General features: G+C 55.0%; 19 protein-coding genes and 1 tRNA gene. 13 read left to right on the top strand and 7 right to left on the bottom strand.

Going from position 1 to position 21,508, the window contains the following annotated elements; genetic code table 11:
- The first annotated feature begins 2 nt into the window (after positions 1–2).
- The 3 genes from ACR0CW_RS02985 to ACR0CW_RS02975 all read left to right on the top strand — a co-directional run bounded on the left by ACR0CW_RS02985 (position 3) and on the right by ACR0CW_RS02975 (position 1,958).
- A complete protein-coding gene (locus ACR0CW_RS02985; RefSeq protein WP_480786773.1) occupies positions 3–410 on the top strand; it encodes a DUF2160 domain-containing protein in 408 nt (135 codons plus the stop codon).
- Positions 411–478: 68 nt separating this feature from the next.
- Positions 479–874, top strand: coding sequence for a BlaI/MecI/CopY family transcriptional regulator (locus ACR0CW_RS02980; protein WP_480786772.1), 396 nt, complete (start codon positions 479–481; stop codon positions 872–874).
- Positions 861–1,958, top strand: coding sequence for a M56 family metallopeptidase (locus tag ACR0CW_RS02975; RefSeq protein ID WP_480786771.1), 1,098 nt, complete (start codon positions 861–863; stop codon positions 1,956–1,958). The genes ACR0CW_RS02980 and ACR0CW_RS02975 overlap by 14 nt, the downstream gene beginning before the upstream one ends.
- 19 nt (positions 1,959–1,977) lie before the next feature.
- Here the strand turns inward: ACR0CW_RS02975 and ACR0CW_RS02970 are convergent, their stop codons facing one another.
- Positions 1,978–3,315: an MATE family efflux transporter gene (locus ACR0CW_RS02970; RefSeq protein ID WP_480786770.1), complete on the bottom strand. Its 1,338-nt coding sequence runs from the start codon at positions 3,313–3,315 to the stop codon at positions 1,978–1,980.
- Positions 3,316–3,840: 525 nt separating this feature from the next.
- Here ACR0CW_RS02970 and ACR0CW_RS02965 point away from each other — a divergent pair.
- Together ACR0CW_RS02965 and ACR0CW_RS02960 are read left to right on the top strand one after the other, a co-directional pair.
- A complete protein-coding gene (locus tag ACR0CW_RS02965; protein WP_480786769.1) occupies positions 3,841–6,321 on the top strand; it encodes a coiled-coil domain-containing protein in 2,481 nt (826 codons plus the stop codon).
- A gap of 30 nt (positions 6,322–6,351) precedes the next feature.
- Positions 6,352–7,407, top strand: a complete 1,056-nt coding sequence (locus ACR0CW_RS02960; protein ID WP_254436798.1) for a TAXI family TRAP transporter solute-binding subunit — start codon at positions 6,352–6,354, stop codon at positions 7,405–7,407.
- Between the two features lie 33 nt (positions 7,408–7,440).
- On the opposite strand, the gene ACR0CW_RS02955 is transcribed toward ACR0CW_RS02960, so the two are convergent.
- Positions 7,441–9,189 (bottom strand): AAA family ATPase, encoded by a 1,749-nt coding sequence (locus ACR0CW_RS02955; protein ID WP_480786768.1) that lies wholly within the window; start codon positions 9,187–9,189, stop codon positions 7,441–7,443.
- A gap of 380 nt (positions 9,190–9,569) precedes the next feature.
- Positions 9,570–9,659 (bottom strand) — tRNA-Ser (locus ACR0CW_RS02950).
- Between the two features lie 202 nt (positions 9,660–9,861).
- Between ACR0CW_RS02950 and ACR0CW_RS02945 the strand changes: the two genes are divergently transcribed.
- The 8 genes from ACR0CW_RS02945 (at position 9,862) to ACR0CW_RS02910 (ending at position 17,338) form a co-directional block, all read left to right on the top strand.
- Positions 9,862–11,034, top strand: coding sequence for an SPOR domain-containing protein (locus ACR0CW_RS02945; protein WP_155139146.1), 1,173 nt, complete (start codon positions 9,862–9,864; stop codon positions 11,032–11,034).
- 14 nt (positions 11,035–11,048) lie between these two features.
- Positions 11,049–12,215 (top strand): D-alanyl-D-alanine carboxypeptidase family protein, encoded by a 1,167-nt coding sequence (locus ACR0CW_RS02940; RefSeq protein ID WP_155139144.1) that lies wholly within the window; start codon positions 11,049–11,051, stop codon positions 12,213–12,215.
- On the top strand, positions 12,212–12,838 hold the full coding sequence (gene tmk, locus ACR0CW_RS02935; RefSeq protein WP_209015790.1) for a dTMP kinase: 627 nt from the start codon (positions 12,212–12,214) through the stop codon (positions 12,836–12,838). The genes ACR0CW_RS02940 and tmk overlap by 4 nt, the downstream gene beginning before the upstream one ends.
- Before the next feature lie 7 nt (positions 12,839–12,845).
- Positions 12,846–13,967 (top strand): DNA polymerase III subunit delta', encoded by a 1,122-nt coding sequence (locus ACR0CW_RS02930; RefSeq protein WP_480786767.1) that lies wholly within the window; start codon positions 12,846–12,848, stop codon positions 13,965–13,967.
- Positions 13,964–14,779: a TatD family hydrolase gene (locus tag ACR0CW_RS02925; RefSeq protein ID WP_480786766.1), complete on the top strand. Its 816-nt coding sequence runs from the start codon at positions 13,964–13,966 to the stop codon at positions 14,777–14,779. Before ACR0CW_RS02930 ends, ACR0CW_RS02925 begins: the two co-directional genes overlap by 4 nt.
- Complete coding sequence (locus ACR0CW_RS02920) at positions 14,776–15,573, top strand: MBL fold metallo-hydrolase (protein WP_480786765.1); 798 nt, start codon at positions 14,776–14,778, stop codon at positions 15,571–15,573. The genes ACR0CW_RS02925 and ACR0CW_RS02920 overlap by 4 nt, the downstream gene beginning before the upstream one ends.
- Positions 15,574–15,642: 69 nt before the next feature.
- Complete coding sequence (locus tag ACR0CW_RS02915; RefSeq protein ID WP_480786764.1) at positions 15,643–16,575, top strand: AEC family transporter; 933 nt, start codon at positions 15,643–15,645, stop codon at positions 16,573–16,575.
- 67 nt (positions 16,576–16,642) lie between these two features.
- Positions 16,643–17,338, top strand: coding sequence for a CbiX/SirB N-terminal domain-containing protein (locus ACR0CW_RS02910; RefSeq protein ID WP_480786763.1), 696 nt, complete (start codon positions 16,643–16,645; stop codon positions 17,336–17,338).
- Positions 17,339–17,419: 81 nt separating this feature from the next.
- Here ACR0CW_RS02910 and ACR0CW_RS02905 read toward each other — a convergent pair whose 3' ends face one another.
- The 4 genes from ACR0CW_RS02905 to ACR0CW_RS02890 form a co-directional block, all read right to left on the bottom strand.
- On the bottom strand, positions 17,420–18,412 hold the full coding sequence (locus ACR0CW_RS02905) for a GGDEF domain-containing protein (protein WP_480786762.1): 993 nt from the start codon (positions 18,410–18,412) through the stop codon (positions 17,420–17,422).
- Complete coding sequence (locus tag ACR0CW_RS02900; RefSeq protein ID WP_480786761.1) at positions 18,409–18,996, bottom strand: heme NO-binding domain-containing protein; 588 nt, start codon at positions 18,994–18,996, stop codon at positions 18,409–18,411. Before ACR0CW_RS02900 ends, ACR0CW_RS02905 begins: the two co-directional genes overlap by 4 nt.
- A gap of 135 nt (positions 18,997–19,131) precedes the next feature.
- Positions 19,132–20,691 carry a trimethylamine methyltransferase family protein gene (locus tag ACR0CW_RS02895; protein ID WP_480786760.1) on the bottom strand — a complete coding sequence of 520 codons (1,560 nt, stop codon included), beginning with the start codon at positions 20,689–20,691 and terminating at the stop codon, positions 19,132–19,134.
- A 120-nt stretch (positions 20,692–20,811) separates the two neighbouring features.
- Complete coding sequence (locus ACR0CW_RS02890; protein WP_480786759.1) at positions 20,812–21,504, bottom strand: HAD family hydrolase; 693 nt, start codon at positions 21,502–21,504, stop codon at positions 20,812–20,814.
- Positions 21,505–21,508: the final 4 nt, after the last annotated feature.

Raw genomic sequence — 21,508 nt, 5'->3', positions numbered from 1 at the left:
ATATGCGTAAACTTCTTCTCGCCCTCTCCTTTCTTGCCCCATCGACAGCTTTCGCTCAGGCCAAGGCCGGTTGGGGGAATGTCGGCCAACAAGAGGAAAAAGGGTTCTCTTGGACTGATCCGCTCTGGCCTGATTTCTGGATGGCCTGGACACCTGCAACTCTGGCCGTGTTCGTGGGCATCTTTTCGGCCATCGCCCTGATCGGTGTTCTCGAGGTTGTCAAATTCCGCGACGGGCTGGAACGCCGAGGTGTGTTGGGCCTTACAACAACTCTGGGCGACCGGTTGTTCATCACGCTGCTTGGCTCGGCCTATATCTTCCTCGCCTGGCTCGGGTTGGTGGGGCAACCGGTCTGGACGCCGCTTTTCCTGTCGATCGGATGGGGCGTTTTCGTGTTCTGGAAAGTTTAGGCTTTGCGTAAAGGCAAAAGGATGCTTGTCTGGCAGGCACACTAGGTAAAATGGCGACACCGAGATCAATGCGAAAAAGAAAGACGGGAAATCTTCTGACCGAGGTTGAACTTGAGTTCATGAACGAACTCTGGGTCCTCGGGCAAGGCTCGGTACGTGATGTCCTGGATCGTCTGCCGCCAGAGCGCAATCTGGCCTATACATCCGGTGCAACCATCCTGCGGATTCTCGACGAAAAAGGTTTTGTCGAGAGCCGCAAGGACGGCAAGACGCTGATTTACACGCCGCTTCTGGAAAAAGACAGGTATCAGGCAAGATCGCTTCAGAACCTTTCTCGCACTTTGTTTGACGACACACCCGCGACCTTGGTTGCGCGACTGGTCGATGATGCGGGGCTGAGTGAAACCGATTTGGAGGAAATTCGGGCACTGGTAGAGAGGAGACTGCAAAATGACAGCGGTTAAACCGGTTCTCGATGCGTATCTCGAATTGAACATAGTTCTGGCTATGTCGGCTGTAATCTGGCTGGCTGCGCGGGCAGCTTTGTCACGCACTGCGCTGGGCCATAGCTATATTGTGCAACTGCGCGCACTCAAGGCGCTATGTGTATGCGTGTTACTCAGTCCACTGTTGGCATTGGGTGCCACTTTAGTTGCCGGTCAGATCTGGCCCGGTCAAGCGGTTGCCTTTGGGGATATCGCTGTGGCTGCCTATCTGCGTGGCGACATTGCGATGCCCGCAACACAGTTCGAAACACTGCTGAATACACGCCAGCGTTGGATTGAACTGATCTTGTCCGGAGAGCACCGCCTGCTGACTGCGCTTATTGTGAGTGCCGTATTGCTCTCTGCCGTATTTGCCTTTCGGGCCTTCCGTGATGCACTGGCAATCCGGCACACTGTCCGAACCAGCTTTCTGTGGCGGCGTTCTGCCAAAGTAGACATCCGTCTTTCAGATCGCATCAGCGTGCCTTTTGCGGTTCGTGGATTGCGCCGACGCCATGTTGTTCTGCCAAGCCATCTTCTGGACACGCCACGCGACTTGCGGTTTGCCCTCGCTCACGAGTTGCAGCACGTTCGCGCGCATGATGTCGAATGGGAGTTGGGCTTTGAACTGCTGCGTCCGCTGCTATTTTGGAACCCGGCCTACCTGATCCTGAAGTATCAGTTCAGCCGACTGCGTGAGCTGGCCTGCGATCAGTCAGTCGTCACCCGCAAGGGTATCGATACACGCGACTACACTGCGTGTTTGCTGGATTACTGCGCTCGGACCGTGTCGCGCGGCAGCCCTCGTGTTTTGAATGTGGCACTGGTTTCGAGCGGAAAAGCAAAGCGCGTGCTGCGACAGCGGGTCATCGCGTTGGCTGATGCACCGTCAGCCCAATCTCATCTGCCAATGGCCTTTCTTGGACTGACGCTGGTTTTTGCGTTGCTTCTTGCTTTGGGTTCAGCCTCGATCAGGCAAACGCAGGACTGGAGCCATGATCGGCTGATGTTGTCGACCGTCGTCAATCTGGAACGGCTGGAAGCACGCAACCAAGGGAACTAATCGGCCAAACAGTATAGGCTCACCAGCCTCGACGCCCGAACAACGAATGCAGTCGGTTCTGCTCGGTAAATGGCTCGACCTCGGTTGGCCGTGACAGGTTCGAGACCACGCGTCCCACCAGAAACCAACCAATCCCGGCGAAGATCACGCCACCAAAGGCCTGCCCCAACAAAACTCCGGATGCCCCGCCCAGATACGAGCCGATGACGACAAAGATCCATGTTCCGATGGTGTGACGCCCCCAATTTATCCACGTGGAATAGATGGGGTGGCCCAGATTATTGAAACTGGCGTTGGTGACAAAAATGACCCCGTTAAAAAACGCAGCCAACGCCAGCGGTCCGCAGAACAGATAGATCAGTGTCCGCGTTTCACCCTGAGCCTCGAACAAATCCGCGATTGGGGCGCGTAGCAGAAACAGAACCGCTGCCATGATCAACACATATATCCCGGTGAACTGAACCCCGGCGTAAAAGGCAGACCTGACCCGGTCATACCGTCCTGCGCCAAAGTTTTGCCCTATGATCGGGCCAATGGCCCCGGACAACGCAAAAATGACCGAAAATGCGACGGGCAGCAGCCTGCCGATCACCGCCATACCTGCAACCGCATCTGTCCCATAGCTGGCGATTTCCCGAACCACGATCGCATTTCCAATCGGTGTTGCGATATTTGTTAGGATCGCTGGGAAGGCAATTGCACGAACCGCACCAAAGTCGTCAAACACCTGACGAGGTGATGGTCGCGCAAAGCCGTCGTGAACCTTCAAGGCAGGCAACAACGCAGCGCCCAACATTGTGATTCTCGCCAATACTGAGGCAATGGCAGCACCATCCAGTCCAAGTCCAACCGCAAAAATTAACACCGGATCAAGAACGGCGTTTACAATGCCACCATATATCGTTGCCATCATGGATCGACGAGCGTCCCCATGCGCACGCAGTACAGCCATGCTGGTCATGGCAGCGGCCATAACCCACATAGTTGGCAGAATGATCGAAACATAGCGGGACGCCAGTCTCAGAACCTCTCCCTCCGCACCAAGTAACGACAGTAAGAATTCGACATTCATCATCACCAGTGCTGAAAGCACCAAGCCAACTACGATACCCAGGATCGCGACGCTGGACCCGTAGTTTCGCGCCTGTTCAGGCCGCCCTGCCCCCAGTTCACGCGCAACTAACGCTCCGGCCGCGATGGACAGGCCGATATTGACCGCATTGGTAAAGAACAAAAGCGTACCGGCATAACCGACTGCCGCTGCAAGCGCGTCGTTACCCAACATCGAGATGAAGACCATATCAACGAAGTCCACGGCAAAGATCGCCATCAGTCCGATGCTGGTGGTCAACGACATTCTTACGACATGCCGCATTAGGCTGCCGTTTAGAAATACAGCGTGGTTTTCAGATTGGGTTGCCATTCTTGAGATGATTCCTCACTGCCCTGCTCGCAAGCACTCTGCAGAGGTTAACTTACCAACAGCAAGAGGTGCGACAGCTTCTTAGACGCTGTTTGCCATCCAGATCGGATTCATTGCGACCACATTGCCTGCCGAAGAGAGCCATGTCATGTCACATTCCTGGCCCAAAAAGTACAATCCGACGAAGTACATACTGATGACAGGAATTCTGTCTGAACAGATTGGCTCAGGCTTATGGGCGTCGGATTTATCTGATCTCAGCACCCTTAGTTTGCTCATGCTATGATGGCATTTTCTGCTGCTTCGCAGTGGCAGCAACCTATCTCAATGAGTTCCTGCAATGCTTACTCAGAGGACGTTTTGGCACATGAACGGGCGTCCCTGCATGCGGCCCAGATTCGACTTTTTGGCCAATTTGTGAGATGCTTACCTTGCCGTTTTTGTTTGGGGTGTGGGGGTATGTTCCAGCTTCGGCTGTATTGGGTATTGGTTTTTATTCTAGTGTTTGGCAATTGGGCGCCTGTTGTTTTTGCGCAAGGCACCGAAAAGCCTGCAATTAATTCTGAGGGTTCGAAGCAGACAGCCGCCTCGCTTCGACAAATCCTTGCGCTGCTGGAAGAAGAAATCGACCGGGCCCAGTCAACCAGAGACAACATACTCGAAGACATCACCAAAGCCGAAGATGATCTGACCGCGCTGCACGCCCAGATTGCGGAAGTCGATTCTGAGAGGTTGAACCATGCCTCGCGGATCGCCGAGCTGGAAGAAGCCCGGACCCTGCTGACAACTGAGAACGAGGCAAGCGAGGCCGCAATCGTGGCTCGGCAGGCAGAGCTTGTGGATCTTGAGACCAGCAAACAAGAAGCCAGCGTCAGGCTGGCGGAACTCAACGTTCAAATCGAAACCGCTGCAGCAGAGATCGGTAACCTTGAGCAACTGAAACTGGAAATGCGCGACGTAAAGAGCAAGATGGAAGCGGACCAGATGCTGGCCGATCAATTGACAGCAGATGTTGACGAGTTGACGCGAAGCCAACTTCAGGTCAGCGCCGAAGTGGATGCTCTGAACGAGACACTGATCGGGACCAAAGCCAGCCTGGAAACAGTCTCAACTGAACTTTCCCATGAACAAGGCAATCTGGAAACTCTGAAGGCAGCCGTAAGCGAGACGCAGGCTAAGCTTGAGGCGGACCGATCAGGCCTGTCAAAACTCCAGAAAGAAATCGTCGACGTCACGGCGGAACTCAAGCGCGTTCAGGACGCGGTGCAGTCGCGCAAACAAGAGAAAGAAGCGCTGGAGACACAGATCGTCAGTCGCAACAAAGAATATGAAAGCTTGGCTCAGCAAATCGAACAGACGCGCGCTGAAACAACTGATATCGAAGCAACCTCCCAAAAACTGACTCAACTGGCGCAACAGCGCCGCTCTGCCGAAGAAGACCTGAGCGATCTTATGCAGGAACTGGCAGCGACACAGGCTGAGTTCGAACAAACTGATGCTGCGCTGACAGAGCTGGCCGATCGCCGTGACACGATGTCCATCGAGCTTGCAACGCTTTCTGCCGTACGTTCGCGCGCTGAACTGGCTGCCCGTGCCGCAGAAGAAGGAAAGGCAGCTGCAGAATCCGAGCTGACAAAGCTGCAAACCAAGCTTGTTTCTTTGCAGGTGGAAATCACGAACCCCGGACGGGAACGTGCTGATCAAAAAGTTGTCGCAGAGGAAATTGTGCAAGCGCGCGCGACGCTTGAGGATTTGCAAACTGAAATCGCGAATGGGCAGTCTCAGCATTCCAAAGCACAGTCAGCTCTTGCAGAGTTGCAATCCCAGGCTTCATCTTCGCGAAGTGAGCTTTCCCAGAACGAGGCAAGGCTTAGCGAACTGACCTCCGAATTGCAGACGCTAGCTGACCAACTGCAGGAAGACGAGAAAACGAAAGCAGATCTGACTGCATCACTGGATGATTTGCGTAAAGAGCGAGATCGACTGGATGATGATATCGCCAGTTCCGGCGAAGAACTGTCTCAGTCCCGGCAAACAATCACCCAAGCCAACGCTACCCTTACAGAGTTGAAGACTGAAACAGAGGCTGTGACCAAAAAACGTGACCAAATGGTCGCCTCACTTCAGCAGACCAGCGAAGGGGTTTCGGCGGCGAAAGAGGAGTTGGATTCGCTTTTGGGTGAACTTGAATCCCGGCGCACAGAGCTCAGCCAGCTAAATACGGAAGTAGCACAGGCAAATGAGCAAACCGCCGCGACCAAGACCGCATCGCAATCTCTGGAAGAGATCAACACTCAGCTTGCCGACGCCAAATCCGAACTGAGTGAGATACAGCAGGAACTCGCACTCGCCCGTGAGGAACTGAACCGGCTGATCGCAGAGGCGAGCGAAGCCGAAGCACGGCGCGATGCAGCGGCGACTCAAGTTTCCGAACTCGAAGAGGAACGAGCAAAAGCTACACAGGAAGTCGAGAATGCTCGGGCACAGCACTTGGACAATCAGGCTGTTCTTTCGGAATCGGAAACGAATGCAGCCAACGCTCGGGCAGAACTTGATTCGTTGCGACTGCAGGCTGCGGCTTATCGTGACGAGCTTGCAAATCTGGCCGCCAGTCTGGAAGAACTGGAACGTCGTGCTGTCGAAGCGGATTCCAGATTTTCTTCGCTGACCGATGAACCGCAGGAGGATTTGACCTCGCCAGCTGCAGTCGATGCAGCGACCGGCTCCCTGCCCGTTCCAAACATAGGACAATCTACTGATGCCATTCGCGCCATACTGATTGGCGCTCCTGGGCTGAGCGATCTGCCGATACAAACACTTGATAGCCTTATTGCCGATCTCGCCAGCGGAACATGTGCTGTTGATGCACTGGAAGCCGCTACCGGTGAGATCAACCGGCAAACCCTGTTGCATTTGGTCCGGTCCGGAGAATTTTGCTGATTTTTTTTGTTATTTTCGAGGGAGGGTAAGATGAATTTATTCAAACTGGTTAATGTCCTCACCAGAACGGTGTTTCCAATGGTGCTGGGGCTGGCAATACCGGTATCCGCGTCGGCATTTGAGCGGAACATTCTGACCGGTGGCCCCACAGGAACATATATTCAGATCGGCGGCGACATGAGTGACCTTGCTTCCGCTTGTGGTATCGAACTCAATGTCCGCGAAAGTGCGGGATCGCTGGAGAATTTTCTGGGGGTTCGCAAGCGCCGCCACACCCAGCTTGGGATCGTACAGAGTGACGTTCTGGAGTACCTGAAGACCTATTCCAGTGAAGACCCCGAGATCGCCCGCGCGATTTTCGGCGTCCGCATTGCCTTCCCGCTGTATAACGAGGAAGTTCATATTCTTGCTAAGCGTGACATCAACTCCTTATCAGATCTTAACGGTCGCCGCGTGGCGGTTGGCGTAGAGGATAGCGGAACATTTCTGACCGCGTCACTCGTTCTGGATCTCGCTGGCGTGGTGCCTGCCGAGCGTCTCACCATCAATGCCGATACGTCACTGCAGATGCTGCTTGATGGTAGTATCGATGCGTTCTTCTACGTTGCCGGGGCGCCCACCAAGATTTTTCAAACCGATCAGATCGACCCTGAAAAGCTGCATCTTCTGTCGGTCACGGATCCTACTTTGGCAGCGGTTTACACTCCGTCAAAGATCGAGGCTGGTACCTACCCGTTCCAAACCGAAACCATCGACGTGGTCGCGGTAAAGGCCGTTTTGATGACATACGAATACGATCGCGCGCGTAACTCTTACCATCAGGAAAGCTGCAAAGCGGTCGCGGATGTGGCCCATCTGATTGCAAAAGAGTTTCAGACACTGCAGCAATCCGGCCATCCGAAATGGAATGACGTGGACCTGAATGACATACCGCCGGGCTGGAACATTTCGGAATGCGTCAATCTGGGGCTTAGCGAAGACTACGAACTTGCCTGCGGTCCCGTCGTGTCGTCGGGGCAGCCCAGTATCGAAAGCGAGGCAAACACCGCTTATCGCAACAGAATTTGCGCCGTAATCGGCTGTTGATCAATCGAGAAAGGCTCGGCAAAGCGGTAACGCCTAGTTCGCACTGATGTCTACCCAAGGCGATACCGCTTCTTGCCCGCCATGTTCATCAATCGCGGCAACACGCCATTGCTGCGCATCCGTCGGTACCATCAATCGCACCGCTGATAGCTCTAAATCTGGCACGTCGAGGATCACGCTTCCTTCTGGCGAGGCGACCTCGATACGGTAGGCAGACGGATCCGCCCCCTCCCCACTTGTCCAGACAAATTCAGCAACTCCGTCGGCCGACAAGTTCGAAAAAAGCTGCGTTGGTTCTGTCAACGCTCCACTCTCGTAGTTTGAGTGCAGATCGTTGAGCCGATCGACAGCGCCACCTATTTCCGGGGCAGCCATCTTGTACCAAGCCCTGGCCAACGCAAGGTCCACAGGCACGCCTTCACCCGTTTCGTAAATCTGGCCAAGATAATAAGCGGACCTATCATGCCCGGCTAATGCCGCTCGGGCATAGCTAGCGACCGCAGCATCGGCGTCAGTTCCCGCCAGCCGGAGCGCGGCTTGAAACAGGCCGCTGGCGCTGGGATCGACCTCAGCTATTACATCCGACAGTCTTGTGACACGTGCTTGGGCCTCGATAGCCTTCTGAATATCTCCACCGACCTCAACACTATTGCCAGCGGGATTGATTCCCGGAAGATTCTGCGGGGTTGCTTCGCTCTCTCCGATCAATGACGACCGATACTCATCAAAGCCGCTTGCTGACATCAACAGATATGCTGCGGTCGTAACCGTCGCCAACCCTAGCAGACCGGTCACAACTGCTGTGTTTCGGCCAAAAAAACTTGTGATCCCCTGTGTGTCATGAGGTTGGGAAAAACCTGCCTTAGTTGAGAACTGCGCATCAGTTCCAGCATGGTGAGCAATGGCTTGTGCACCTAAGCCCGCGGGCGCCAATGGGCTCAACCCGTTCGATGGAGGATCATCCGCGACCAACTTTCCGGGTTTATTGCTTCTGATGTTGGCAGCAATATTGCGAATGCACTCGCGATCTATTTCGGTCAGATTTCTCTCATCCATAAAATGGCGAATTCCATCGCAGATAATGTTTATTTTGGCAGGGATACCGTTCGTCTGCAGAAACATCTCTCTCACAGCGTCGTCCGTAAGACCGAGATCGCTGAAACCAAGCGCAACCAGATTTGCCCGCGCATATCCTCCCACATCTTCTTCGCTCATCACCTCCAGCATAAATGCAGGACCGGTGAGATCTGGCTGTGTATTCGACAAAATATCAGCTAGATTGGTGCTTCCAACGAGGACGAGCTTCAACTTGGGTCGTGTGCCCGCGCTTTCGTCGCACAGCGAACACAAATTACCGAGATATGTGTCAGTTAACTGGTCAGCATCGTCTACAACCAAAACCGGAAATCTCTGTGCTGCATGAAGCGAGCCCAAAAGACTCGTTAATTCGTTTTGATTGCTTTCAATATCATCGGAGCAAGTTCGCTTGGGGTCAAAAGCCAACAACGCGTCCGAGTGCACGTCACCCGTGAGGTGTCGAGGATCGAGAATTGCTGCGATTGTGAAGCCGGGGGTTTTTGCCGCGATCAATTCTTGAACCAGCCGGGTCCGCCCTGTTCCGGAGCGCGCCCCAAAAATCGTTAGCGGTGCGCGGCTCGTCGCTGCAAAACGCAGTCGTTCGAACGCTAGTTTATGAACTTGGCTCCAATAAATCTTCGCGGAGTTCTCTGGCCCGGACTTCGCGCCTAAAGATAGTTCCGGTTGCGCCTTGGTGCCTTCCATTTCCCCACTCGCTATAAATTCTTAAAAACTCACAAATCTGGCCCATTCTGAGTCGCGGACTTCGCCGCTCCCTAAAAACCGGGGGCGCATCCGTCGATACGGCAAAGATGTGGGTGTCTCACATCCTGCTCATTCTGAATCGTCAGTTTATTATTCTTGGTCGGCAGCGCCGGTTATTTTGCCGGAAAACACGAAAAAAATCTAGGATCGCGATGGTTGTGTTCCAAGCACGCAAATCACAAACGATTCGCGAAGCAAGTCCAGATCCTGAGAGCGCGAAACAGGAACAGGAGGTGGTCTTGGGACAATTTATCGGAAGAAACGCCAATATCGAGCGTCTTGGTGGCTAACTGTGGTCGTAAGCTTCGCCTAGTTTCTTATGGCGGGGAGACAGGGATTCGAACCCTGGGGACGCTCTCACGCCCAACGGTTTTCAAGACCGCCGCATTCGACCACTCTGCCACCTCCCCGCTGCGGGCAGGGTCTAAGGCCAAGTTGAAACGGTGGCAAGTCAAAAGAGGGAATTTTTGCCGAAGCCCGAGCAGCGGTCTTTCCATGCCACAGTACCCGCGTTATGATCCCGGCGAAAGGCCGCAAGAGACTGGCACAAGAACCAGTCGATCAGCGGTTGGGGCTGGGTGAACACAGCCCTTTCAGGCAAGGGATGACAAAATGAAGCGAGCGACAGGGACACGCTTTGGGCCGCATCGGCTAGCGGTTCTGGCAGTGACGTTGACGGCTTTAACTGCGTGTGACGAGGCGTTGATTCCTGGAAATACTTCAACCGATCCGGAATCCGATGAGGCGCAGGCAAACGACGGTACCGTCGAATTGCTACCGGTTCCGAGTGGACCACAACGCGATGTCGAAGCACCCGATGTCTTTCAAACAACCGAAGCAGGACTTTGGGATGGACGCCCATCACTGGGTGGTATCTGGGTAGCGCACCCCGATGCGAAACAGCCCGAACGTGTTCTGATCAAAAATACGGCCAACAACAAAAAAGTGACAGGTGCGTTGTTCCGCAGAGAACGGGACCTGCCCGGACCTGTGCTTCAGGTTTCATCTGCGGCCGCGAGTGAGTTGGGAATGCTGGCAGGGTCGCCGACGCGCTTGCAAGTTGTGGCGCTGCGCCGTGAGGAAACCGAACCGACACCGCCGCCTGCACCCGCCGAAACTGAAGAGAACGAGACCACAGGCGAGGATACTGCGGCAACAGCTGCAGACGCGACTTCGGACACACCAGTAGAAGCCGCCGAAAAGCCGGCCAAACGAAAATGGTGGCAAAAGAAAGAGCCTGAAAACACCGGTGCCGTCGCTGCTGGGGCAGCAGCCGGAGCTGCCGCCGTGGCAGCTTCAGGGGATGCAGCTTCAGGGGATACTGCTGCCGAAGCGGCAGAAGCCGTTGCAGAAACCGCATCTCCAACGGCCGCTCTGTCAGATGCCCCTGTTGCACCGCCGCCTGAAAAACCCGCAAAGCGGAAATGGTGGCAGAAAAAGAAACCAAACGAAATCACTGAAACCCCACTGGACCCGATCGCAGGCGCCGCAGCCGCGATTGAAGCATCCGAGCCAACTCCGGCTGCAGCCAGTACCTCGGGCACGTCAGCCTTGACCAAACCCTATATTCAGGTTGGCACCTTCGGAATCGAGGCCAATGCGAACAGTGCAGCCGACAAGATTCGCAGCAATGGTATGCTTGCCGAAGTGCGTGAGCTAAAATCGGGGGATAAACCCGTTTGGCGTGTGCTGGTCGGCCCAGCCATGACAAGAGCCGAGCGAAAGGCGATCCTCGGCGATGTGAAAGATCTCGGTTTTGCCGATGCCTTCACGGTGAAAAACTAGGAAGGAGGCTCCATATGCTTTCCTCATTACGATCAACTGCTCTGGCTTTTGGGTTGGCCCTTATGGCCCTTCCGGCACAAGCGTTCGACACCACAGCGCGTGCTGCCTATGTCATGGACCAGAAGACCGGCACCGTACTGCTGTCCAAGGATGCGGATCAGCCCCTGCCCCCGGCGTCCATGTCAAAACTGATGACGCTATATGTGGCTTTCGAAGCGTTGCGAGATGGTCGTCTAACTCTGGATGAAACTCTGCCAGTGTCCGAGCACGCCATGAGCTATGGTGGCTCGACCATGTTCCTGAATACGCAAGATCGAGTCCGGGTCGAAGATCTTTTGCGCGGCATTATCGTTCTGTCCGGCAATGACGCCTGCGTTGTGATTGCCGAAGCGCTCAGCCCCGATGGAACCGAAGCAGGGTTTGCCCGCTATATGACCCAACGCGCCAAGCAAATGGGCATGGATAACTCCAACTTTGCTAACTCGAATGGATGGCCAGCGGCTGGGCACATGATGTCTGTGCATGATCTGGCTGTTCTCGCGGATCGACTGATTTCGGATTTCCCCGAATACTACCCGCTGTTTTCCGAAGAGATTTTTGAGTTCGACGGTCGGGCGCCATCGAACGCACGCAACCGAAACCCCCTGCTGAAGCTGGATATCGGCGCTGATGGCCTGAAAACCGGCCACACGCAGGAGGCAGGTTATGGCCTCGTCGGGTCTGCCAAACAAGGGGACCGCAGGGTAGTTTTCGTTCTCTCTGGCCTGGACAGCACAGCCCGTCGCGCAGAGGAGGCTGAGGCCGTGGTTAACTGGTCGTTTCGAAATTTTGTCGAGAGGACAGTTGCCCAAGCCGACACGCCCATAGCAGAGGCCAAGCTGTGGATGGGCGCTCAGAAAACCGTTGGTCTGGTTCCGGAAGAGGATCTGAGCGTATTGTTCCCTGTTCTGACCGATCAGAATGTAGAGGCCGAAGTTGTTTATGAAGGCCCCATCAACGCGCCTGTCGCCAAAGGGCAGCAATTGGCTGAACTGGTGATCAGGCCCGAAGGTTTGCCAGAGATTCGTCGGCCACTGGTCGCAGCTCAGGACGTGCCGCAGGGTGGATTTGTCGTACGCCTGATGACGGTGGGTGGCATAGTACTCAAAGACGTTATCAATATCCCGCTGGAGTCGATGTGACGCGGCGGGGGTTGTTCCTGACATTCGAGGGAATCGACGGATCGGGCAAGTCTACTCAGGCACGTTTGCTGGCTGAGCACTTGCAGGAAGCAGGCCATGAAGTCGTTCTGACCCGTGAACCCGGTGGTTCGCCGGGGGCCGAAGAAATTCGCAGGCTGGTTCTTGAGGGAGATCCTGACCGTTGGTCGGCGGAAACAGAGATTCTGCTGTTCACCGCGGCCCGCCGCGATCATCTGGAACGCACGATTGAACCTGCCTTGGACGCGGGAAAGGTCGTGATCTGTGACCGGTTTGCGGACAGCACCCGCATGTATCAAGGCCTGTCACGCGGTGATCTGCGTGGGATAGTCGATCAATTGCACAGTCTGATGATCGGACGAGAGCCCGATATGACGTTGCTGATCGACATGGACCCGGAAACCGGCCTGTCACGCGCCAAAGGGCGGCAGGGCACCGAAGAACGGTTCGAGGATTTTGGCCCGGAACTACAACGGCAAATGCGCGCGGGTTTTCTGGCTCTGGCTGATGAATTCTCAGAACGTTTTCAGGTTGTGGATGGCAACCGGGACATGGACAGCGTTGCACAAGATGTGACAGATATCGTCTTGCAAGCCTTGCGATAGACGACGGATGAGCGACGATATTCCAACCCCGGATCAGGCGCCCGGCGCCCCCCACCCGCGCGAAACCGAGCAGTTGTTCGGACAAGATGCGGCCGAACAGGCGTTTCTCGACGCCTTTAACTCAGAACGGTTACATCATGGCTGGCTTCTGACAGGCCCAAAGGGTGTGGGTAAGGCGACACTTGCTTGGCGGATCGCACGTTTCCTTCTGGCGACACCTCCTACAGAAGAGAATGGGTTGTTTGGGGCCCCTCCTCCTGTGTCGTCGTTGAATATCGGCTCAGAACATCCCGTTTCGCACCGCATTCTGGCGGGCGCGGAACCCGGTTTGGCTGCGATCACCCGATCCTTGAATGATCAGGGAAAGCTACGGAATGAGATCGTAGTGGATGACATTCGCAAACTTGGTCGGTTCTTTGGCCTGTCGTCTGCGGATGGTGGTCGGCGGGTGGTCATCGTGGATTCGGCGGATGAAATGAACATCAGTGCTGCGAATGCGCTGCTGAAAATGCTCGAAGAGCCCCCGGCCCGAACAACGCTTTTACTGATCTCACACCAGCCATCGCGATTGTTGCCCACGATACGTTCGCGCTGCCGCACACTGCGCCTTTCGCCTCTTGGGCCAGAAGACATGCAAGCTGCGTTGACCCAGACCGGTGCTGAAGCACCAGCGCAGACAGATCATCTGGCCGCGCTCGCTTCTGGTTCAGTTGGCGATGCTGTCCGCCTGATCAATCTGGGTGGTTTGGAGATATACGCCGAACTGATGGCCATTCTGGGCACCCTGCCCCGGCTGGACCGGCAGCGCGCTTTGCTGCTGGCAGAAAGTGCCGCCCAACGCGGTGCGGCAGAACGCTTCGAGCTGCTTCTGACCTTGATTGATATCGCCTTGTCCAGATTGGCACTAACCGGAGCCACCGGCAGCCCGCCTGTTCCCGAGGCCGCCCCAAACGAGGCAGAGACACTGGCTCGCCTGTCCACCTCACCCCAAAAAGCCCGGCAATGGGCCGAAGCTGCGGCGCTGATCACGGCACGGGCGCGACATGGTCAGGCGGTGAACCTTGACCCTGCCGCTCTGGTCCTAGATACGGTGTTCAAGATACAGGAAACCGCCGGTCAGAGCAGATGAGCGATACCACAATTCCCCCGGAGATCACCGATAGCCATTGCCATCTGGATTTCCCGGATTTTGACGGCCAATTGAACGAGATTGTTACCCGTGCAGCCGAGGCCGGAGTGACTCGGATGGTCACAATCTGCACCCGGCTGCGGAATGAGCCAACTGTTCGGGCCATTGCCGAAAACCACGCACCGGTTTTTTATGCGGCGGGTACGCATCCGATGAGTGCGGCTGAAGAGCCAATGGCATCAGTGGAAGAGCTGGTTAACCTGGCAAAACATCCCAAATTCGTGGGTATTGGGGAAACCGGACTGGATTACCACTACACCGCAGAAAGTGCCGAGGTACAAAAAACATCGCTGCGCATCCACATTGAAGCAGCCCAACGCACAGGGTTACCGCTGATCATTCACGCCCGCGCTGCAGACGATGACATGGCGCGTATCCTGGCAGAAGAGCATCGCAACGCATCCTACACATGCGTCATGCACTGCTTTTCTTCCTCGGCCGAGCTTGCAAAAGCCGCGTTGAACCTGGGTTTTTATCTGTCGATGTCGGGCATAGCTGCCTTCCCCAAAAGCCAGGAACTACGCGACATATTTGCGATGGCTCCTGTTGACCGGGTTTTGGTTGAAACGGATGCGCCCTATCTTGCGCCCCCGCCATATCGCGGCAAGCGCAATGAACCTGCTTACACCGCTCATACTGCGCGCAAAGGCGCCGAGGTGTTTGGGATGGACTACCCCGAATTCGCTGCACAAACGCAGGCCAATTTTGACCGGCTCTTTGCAAAGGCCGCATCTTACAAGGTCGCTGCATGAGCGGTTTGCGCTTCACCATTCTGGGTTGCGGCTCGTCCGGTGGTGTCCCCCGTCTGGGTGGACATTGGGGCGATTGTGATCCGGCCAATCCAAGGAACATTCGCCGTCGCTGCTCGATGCTGGTGGAGCGGGATGGGCCGGACGGTACGACCTCGGTCTTGATCGATACCACTCCGGATATGCGCAGCCAGCTGCTGGACACCGGTACCGGGCGGCTGGATGGCGTCGTTTACACCCATTCGCATGCCGATCATGTCCATGGCATCGATGATCTGCGCATGATTGTCTTCAACATGCGGACCCGGGTTCCGGTCTGGGCTGATGGCGACACCCAAAACGCATTGCTCGGGCGTTTCGGCTATGCCTTCATACAGCCAGAGGGCTCTCCGTACCCGCCGATCCTGGATCTGAAATCCATCGACGGGCCGTTTGAAATTGATGGACCCGGTGGCCCGATTCCATTTCGTCCATTCAAGGTCAATCACGGATCAATCGACTCACTGGGTTTCAGGATGAACAATCTGGTGTATCTTCCTGATGTTGCTGAGATTTACGATGACGCCTGGTCGGAATTAGAAGGACTCGACTACCTTGTCATCGACGCGCTGCGCCGTACGCCGCATCCCACACATGCACATCTGGACAAAACACTGGAATGGATCGAACGCCTGAATCCCAAACAGGCCGTTCTGACCAACATGCACATCGATCTCGACTATGCCACGGTCGATGCTGAAACCCCTGATCACATCACCCCTGCTTATGACGGTATGGTGATCCATCAGCCATTATAGGCGGACCGCTGCGCGCTCCCGTCATATCTCCGTCTGCAGCGGACAAGTCAGACTGGCAGGGACGATAAGATGCTCCAAAGCCTGATCAACGTCATTCTGCCGGTCTTCCTTGTGATCGGTGCAGGATATGCTTCCACCCGTTTGGGCTATTTCAAGGAAATCCATATCGATGGGCTGATGAAGTTTACTCAGGGCTTTGCGATCCCATGCCTGTTGTTTCTTGCAATCGCTCACCTCGATCTAAGCGCCAGCTTCGATCCACGACTTTTGGTCAGCTTTTACACAGCAGCCGCCTTCTGTTTCACGGCTGGTATGTTTGGTGCGCGTTTGATCTTTAAACGCGACTGGGAGGATTGCGTTGCCATTGGTTTTTGCTGCCTCTTCTCTAACTCTGTTCTGCTGGGGTTGCCCATCACAGAACGAGCCTACGGCCCGGATAGCCTGACCGGAAACTACGCCATCATCGCCTTCCACTCTCCGTTTTGCTACGACGTCGGGATCACGGTTATGGAGGTCATTCGAAATCGCGGTCATGGAAGTGCACGCATGGTCAAATCCGTGTTTTCAGCGATGTTCAAAAACGCCCTCATTCTGGGCATCGCACTGGGGTTTCTAGTCAACCTTTCCGGAATGATCATCCCGGCCGTTGTGGATGAGGCTTTGGATCTGATCACGCGGGCCGCATTACCCGGCGCGTTGTTCGCATTGGGCGGAGTATTGGTCAAATACAAGCCTGAGGGGGATCTTGTAGCAATCAGTTTTGTCTGCTGCATCTCGCTGATCCTGCACCCGGCTCTGGTATGGATGTTTGGCTCTCTGACTGCTTTGCCGCAAGATCTGTTCCGCTCTGGCGTTCTTACGGCTGCGATGGCGCCAGGATTCAATGGCTATATATTCGCAAGTATTTACGGCCGCGCTAAACGCGTCGCGGCATCATCTGTGCTTATCGGTACAGGGGTTTCAATCCTCTCCGTATGGATGTGGCTAACTTTGCTGGGTTAGGGAAAAATCTCTGTTGACTATGAGCCAAAGCGGTACACTTAACGCTAAATTGTCAGGAGCTTAGCGTATGTCGCACGCTGTTATTGTTGCCCATGGTCAGCCATCTGATCCGGAGCCAGCCGAGGCTGCGCTGGCTGAGTTTGCTTCCGATATCTCAACGCTGGCGAAGCGGGTTTCCGTTCATTCGGCCACACTCGCTGCGCCGGACGCGCTGGAAGCCGTTCTCGACAGCTTGCCCGAAAACAGCGTGATATACCCGCTTTTCATGGCCAGGGGATGGTTCGTGACCAGTGCATTGCCCAAGCGTGTTGGGAATCGGACTATCAGGATACTTGATCCGCTGGGCATAGACCCGGATCTGCCTGATCTCGTTGCGAGCAGCGTACGGAACGCAGTTTCAGAACTTGGCTGGCAGACAGAGTCTACTGATCTGGTGATCGCGGCCCATGGCTCTGGTCGCAGCCGAAACCCGTCAGCTGTGGCCGGTGAATTTGTGGATCAACTGACCAAACGAATGCCATTTCAGAGCATGCGTCTGGGCTTTGTTGAGGAACTCCCATCGATTGCCGAAGCCGCCGCAAATACCGGGGATCAGGCACTTTGCCTTCCTTTCTTCGCCTGTAGAGGTGGGCATGTTTTAGAGGATGTCCCGGAGGAACTGAGTAAAGCGGGTTTCCGCGGGCAGACGCTGCCGGTGATAGGAGAATTGCCCCCAATCAAGCAGCATATTGCGGGAATTTTGGATAAGGCCTTTGCAACCTGACAAGAAATACCAAACTGGCGCCGCCAGATCGCAACTGAGCCAGTATTGCTCTGTTCTTCGCGTTGACCGCAGGGCTGAGTATCACAGCTGAGCGTTGCTAGGGACGGAGTAAAAACAGCTGCAGGAGCGGCCGCTTCTTTTGGCTTCGTACAATGCAAGGTCAGCCGCATGCAGTACCTCTGACACTTTCGGCACCTGAAACTGTGTTGACAATGCTATACCAATACTCGCGGAGACTTCGCAGGATGCGCCCTCGAATGATATCGGCTCCTGTAACCGAGAGATCAGACGCTCGGCAATCCGCACCAATATTTTGCGATCCATCAACCCCTTGAAGATCAACACAAATTCATCGCCACCCACCCTAGCGATAGTGTCGTCTCTGCGGGTTTCCTCCAGCATGATTTGTGAAGCCACCTTAAGAACCTGATCCCCTGCAGCATGACCAAACCTGTCATTGACCAATTTGAAGAAATCCAGATCCAGATGCATCAGCGCGAATGGCAATTTGGAAGCGATCAAATGCTCCAGAACATGATCCATTGCCCGTCTGTTTCTAAGACCTGTCAGCGTATCGGTAACTGCCTGTTCTTCAGCGGCTAACATAGCCCCCTGCAGTCGCAAATTCAGCGATCTAGACGCCTCCATAGCTGCTGATTTTGCTTCGACGAGGTATAGGAGCTCAATGGCCAGATCTGTGCCAGAGAAATCCGCACTGGTCAGAGCGTAGTCGCGAACAGCGTCCAGAATCGAAATCCCAAAAGACAGATTGATGACCGCACCGTTTCCGGTCGGCAATGGTGCAACCAACCCCTTGAGGGCAGTTCGTGGCTCATCATGAAATTTCAGGTGTACCTTTGTGCCCGCCATCGACATGAGTGCCGGAACCGTCGATACATTCCTTGGGCGCAGCAGCTCAAACAGATCAAGAAACCTCGTCCCTGTCATCTGCATATCAGGTCGTAACTTCTGCAACGTTGGCCCAACCTGTTGAATTTCCCCGTCCTTATTCAACAAAAGAAACATCGGGCACAGAGTTTCCAGGAGGGTTGCGAGATCGTTTTGCTCCATCATTGCTTGCGTGCCCCCAGATCAAACCGGCGTCCTTCGGAAAATGCACTTTCAAACAAAGACATCGAGATCACTTCGACGCCGTCCCTATCTCCGTCATGAGACAGCATAACCAATGCACCATAGTCATCCGCCATCGCCCGCAGGACCCCCACCATGACACTGGAGTAACCGGGCAACCCCGGATGGCATTTCAGTTCATATTCGGATGGTGAAAGCTCACACAATTCAAGCGCAGGCAAATTGAGATCGGAGACCGCCAGCCTGACCCGATCTGAGAGATCGTCCAGCGAATGCAGAAACTCGACATAGGTCACACCGCCGAACCTCAACAATCGGCGCAGCCCTTCCATATTTGGGTGTGAGACCAAGTACGTTCCCAAATCCTCAAGGAATTCGGATTTAGGGCGTTTTAGATCAGCACAAAGCGCATCAAGAACGCGGCTGGATAAGCCCTCTTCATAAACCAGCATCGCCTCGAATTCAGCAAAGCCCAATCCTGCTGCCTCAGTCGCGCGCAGCCAGCACGCACGACCATATGTTGCACAGACAAACGACTGTATCGCGCTGTTGATCAACCCGTGCATGGAACGCCTCACTCGAACACATGCACCACTTCAACCGACAAAGCTTAACAAATACCGAAGACAAGCTATGGATTGCAGTAAATGCCCTGCAATCTCAAATTGATACACCAATTGTTCCTGCGCTTGGCAAACAGATCAGAAGTCTGTGGGAGCCCCGCCTTCAGCCTTCCTTCGCGCAACAAAATCTGCCAGTTCCTCTCGCACAGCCTCGTCCATCGGCGGCGCCTCAAAGCTGCCTATGATTTCCTTGAACATGTAGTGCGCACGCTCAGCAGTCCAGATGCCGCCAGCCACTTCCCAACCTTCGTAATTCTTCCAGTCACTCAGGAAGGGTTGATAGAACGCCGTGGTATAGCGATCCTGCGTGTGTTGGATTCCAAAGAAATGGCCATCATTGCCAACTGAGCGGATCGCATCGAGCGCAATTTCGTCAGGACCGGTGGCGTTGATCTGCGGATCCATATAGCGCTGAATTTGCTGCAGGATTTCACAGTCCATGATAAATTTCTCGGGGCTGGCAATCAGCCCGCCCTCAAGCCAACCGGCGGCATGGTAAACCATGTTGGTCCCTGACTGGACAGCGGCCCACAGTGAATTGGACGTCTCCCACATCGCCTGTCCATCCGGCACATTGGCTGCGCAGACACCTGAAGAACGCATTGGAAGGCCATAATACCGCGCCATTTGTCCTGTCATCTGAGTGGATCGCATATATTCAGGTGTACCAAATGCGGGCGCACCGGACTTCATGTCTACATTCGAGGTGAAAGTACCGATCGCACATGGGATTCCAGGCCGTACATACTGAAATAGTGCAATTGCGCACAGACCCTCAGCCAGCGACTGCGCCACCGCGCCGGCCATGGTTACAGGCGCCATCGCGCCGGCAAGTGTAAACGGCGTCACGACAACGGCCTGACCACGACGGGCAAGGCGCAAACAGCCATCGATCATCGGATGGTCATGCTTCAACGGCGAGGTTGAATTGATGTTGGAATACATCCGCGGAGTCGCCTCGAATTCCTCATGACTCAGACCACCGGCGATGCGGACCATCTCCATCACATCCTCGACCCGCTCTTTTCCAAGGCAATAGGCGTGCATTACCTTATCCGTCAGGGTCAGTTTGTCATAGAGAACGTCCAGATGGCGGACACTTGCATGAATATCGACCGGTTCAACCGGATAACCGCCGGCAAAGTGGATGCAATTGAAATATTGAGTCAGCTTCAGTAAGTTCCGGCACATTTCACGGTTGCCCGGAACTTTCTTTCCAATCTCCATATCCCAATAGTTCGGGGGTGAAGACACGTTCCCGAACACCATGGTTTTACCACCGATTTCGATCGTACGGTCCGGGTTTCGGGGCGTGATCGTAAATTTACTCGGGGCCTTGCCAACCATTTCCATAACGAAGTCGCGCCCCATGCGAACGTTATCGCCATTCACGATGCACCCCGCCTCTCGCAGGATAGCTTTGGCTTCTTCGTTATAGAATTCGATCCCGATCTCTTCGAGGATGCGCATTGCCCCCTCGTGAATCGCTTCAACGCCTTCGGGACCCAATGGTTCGGTCGGCCGATCAATGTTCACTGGCGGGTTCCAGGGCATCTGCTCGATGACTTCGGCACCTCTGCGGGCTGCGGCTCCAGCACGGCCGCCGCCGCGGCGCCTGCGTGTCGTGTTGTCGGCCATTTACTCCTCCGGCATTTGCTATTTTTCAAGCAAGCCCCGAAGCGACAGGTTATGGCCGCTCTGTCTGCGACAGGTTGTGTCGGTTTTAATAGATGAAGCGCCGAAACCTGCCCCAGATGATCAGTTTTCTGCAAGCCATCCCGGAATATACCCGATATCGGGCAGCACGACATCCGCCATTGGGGCGAGATCTTCGGCGGTCGCAAGACCGGTCAGCACTCCAATCGTTGTCATACCCGCAGCGCGCCCGGCCTCCAGATCATGCAAGCTGTCACCCACCATCGCGATATTCGATGGATCGACACCTATATGTTCTGAAAATGCCAGCAATTGCCCTGGCCCCGGTTTGAACCCATGGCCGCTGTCATAGCCTGCGACAAAGTCGAAATGATCGCGAATGCCCACCGAGGCCAGATGCTCAAGCGCGGGCATTTCTCCATCATTTGTGGCCAGTCCCACCTTTTTGCCACTGTTTCGAAGTTCCTCGAAAAATGCAGTCAATGGCACCGCCGGAATTTGCGGGGCTTGAGCCGATTCCCTGTTCAGCATTCCTACGAGTTCATCCCGCGAAACATCTCCTAGATGCGGCAACAGCACCTCAGCAATCTCATCAACTGTACCTGCAATGACCACACTGTCCTCAGAGTACTGGCTATTGGCGAGATCGAAGCCGATGACCTGCCCCAGTTCAGCAGCTCGGGTCTCGTCACCTTCGGCAAGGCGCAACAGAACAGCGCGTCCAAATGCTCCCCAAGTCGCAGCGAAATCAAATAGAGTGCCGTCCTTATCGAACAAGAGGGCGTCAATTGGCATTCCT

This window comes from Ruegeria sp. CH6, from assembly GCF_056537005.1.
This window is presented reverse-complemented; position numbering and strand designations above follow the sequence as displayed.

Excerpts from the sequence above, each read along its gene's own strand:
- ACR0CW_RS02890 (WP_480786759.1), bottom strand. The coding sequence starts at position 21,504 with ATGCCAATTGACGCCCTCTTGTTCGATAAGGACGGCACTCTATTTGAT.
- ACR0CW_RS02955 (WP_480786768.1), bottom strand. The coding sequence starts at position 9,189 with ATGGAAGGCACCAAGGCGCAACCGGAACTATCTTTAGGCGCGAAGTCC.
- ACR0CW_RS02905 (WP_480786762.1), bottom strand. The coding sequence starts at position 18,412 with ATGATGGAGCAAAACGATCTCGCAACCCTCCTGGAAACTCTGTGCCCG.
- ACR0CW_RS02895 (WP_480786760.1), bottom strand. The coding sequence starts at position 20,691 with ATGGCCGACAACACGACACGCAGGCGCCGCGGCGGCGGCCGTGCTGGA.
- ACR0CW_RS02985 (WP_480786773.1), top strand. The coding sequence starts at position 3 with ATGCGTAAACTTCTTCTCGCCCTCTCCTTTCTTGCCCCATCGACAGCT.
- ACR0CW_RS02910 (WP_480786763.1), top strand. The coding sequence starts at position 16,643 with ATGTCGCACGCTGTTATTGTTGCCCATGGTCAGCCATCTGATCCGGAG.
- ACR0CW_RS02965 (WP_480786769.1), top strand. The coding sequence starts at position 3,841 with ATGTTCCAGCTTCGGCTGTATTGGGTATTGGTTTTTATTCTAGTGTTT.
- ACR0CW_RS02900 (WP_480786761.1), bottom strand. The coding sequence starts at position 18,996 with ATGCACGGGTTGATCAACAGCGCGATACAGTCGTTTGTCTGTGCAACA.
- ACR0CW_RS02915 (WP_480786764.1), top strand. The coding sequence starts at position 15,643 with ATGCTCCAAAGCCTGATCAACGTCATTCTGCCGGTCTTCCTTGTGATC.
- ACR0CW_RS02960 (WP_254436798.1), top strand. The coding sequence starts at position 6,352 with ATGAATTTATTCAAACTGGTTAATGTCCTCACCAGAACGGTGTTTCCA.
- ACR0CW_RS02925 (WP_480786766.1), top strand. The coding sequence starts at position 13,964 with ATGAGCGATACCACAATTCCCCCGGAGATCACCGATAGCCATTGCCAT.
- ACR0CW_RS02980 (WP_480786772.1), top strand. The coding sequence starts at position 479 with ATGCGAAAAAGAAAGACGGGAAATCTTCTGACCGAGGTTGAACTTGAG.
- ACR0CW_RS02930 (WP_480786767.1), top strand. The coding sequence starts at position 12,846 with ATGAGCGACGATATTCCAACCCCGGATCAGGCGCCCGGCGCCCCCCAC.
- ACR0CW_RS02975 (WP_480786771.1), top strand. The coding sequence starts at position 861 with ATGACAGCGGTTAAACCGGTTCTCGATGCGTATCTCGAATTGAACATA.
- ACR0CW_RS02970 (WP_480786770.1), bottom strand. The coding sequence starts at position 3,315 with ATGTCGTTGACCACCAGCATCGGACTGATGGCGATCTTTGCCGTGGAC.
- ACR0CW_RS02945 (WP_155139146.1), top strand. The coding sequence starts at position 9,862 with ATGAAGCGAGCGACAGGGACACGCTTTGGGCCGCATCGGCTAGCGGTT.
- ACR0CW_RS02940 (WP_155139144.1), top strand. The coding sequence starts at position 11,049 with ATGCTTTCCTCATTACGATCAACTGCTCTGGCTTTTGGGTTGGCCCTT.
- ACR0CW_RS02920 (WP_480786765.1), top strand. The coding sequence starts at position 14,776 with ATGAGCGGTTTGCGCTTCACCATTCTGGGTTGCGGCTCGTCCGGTGGT.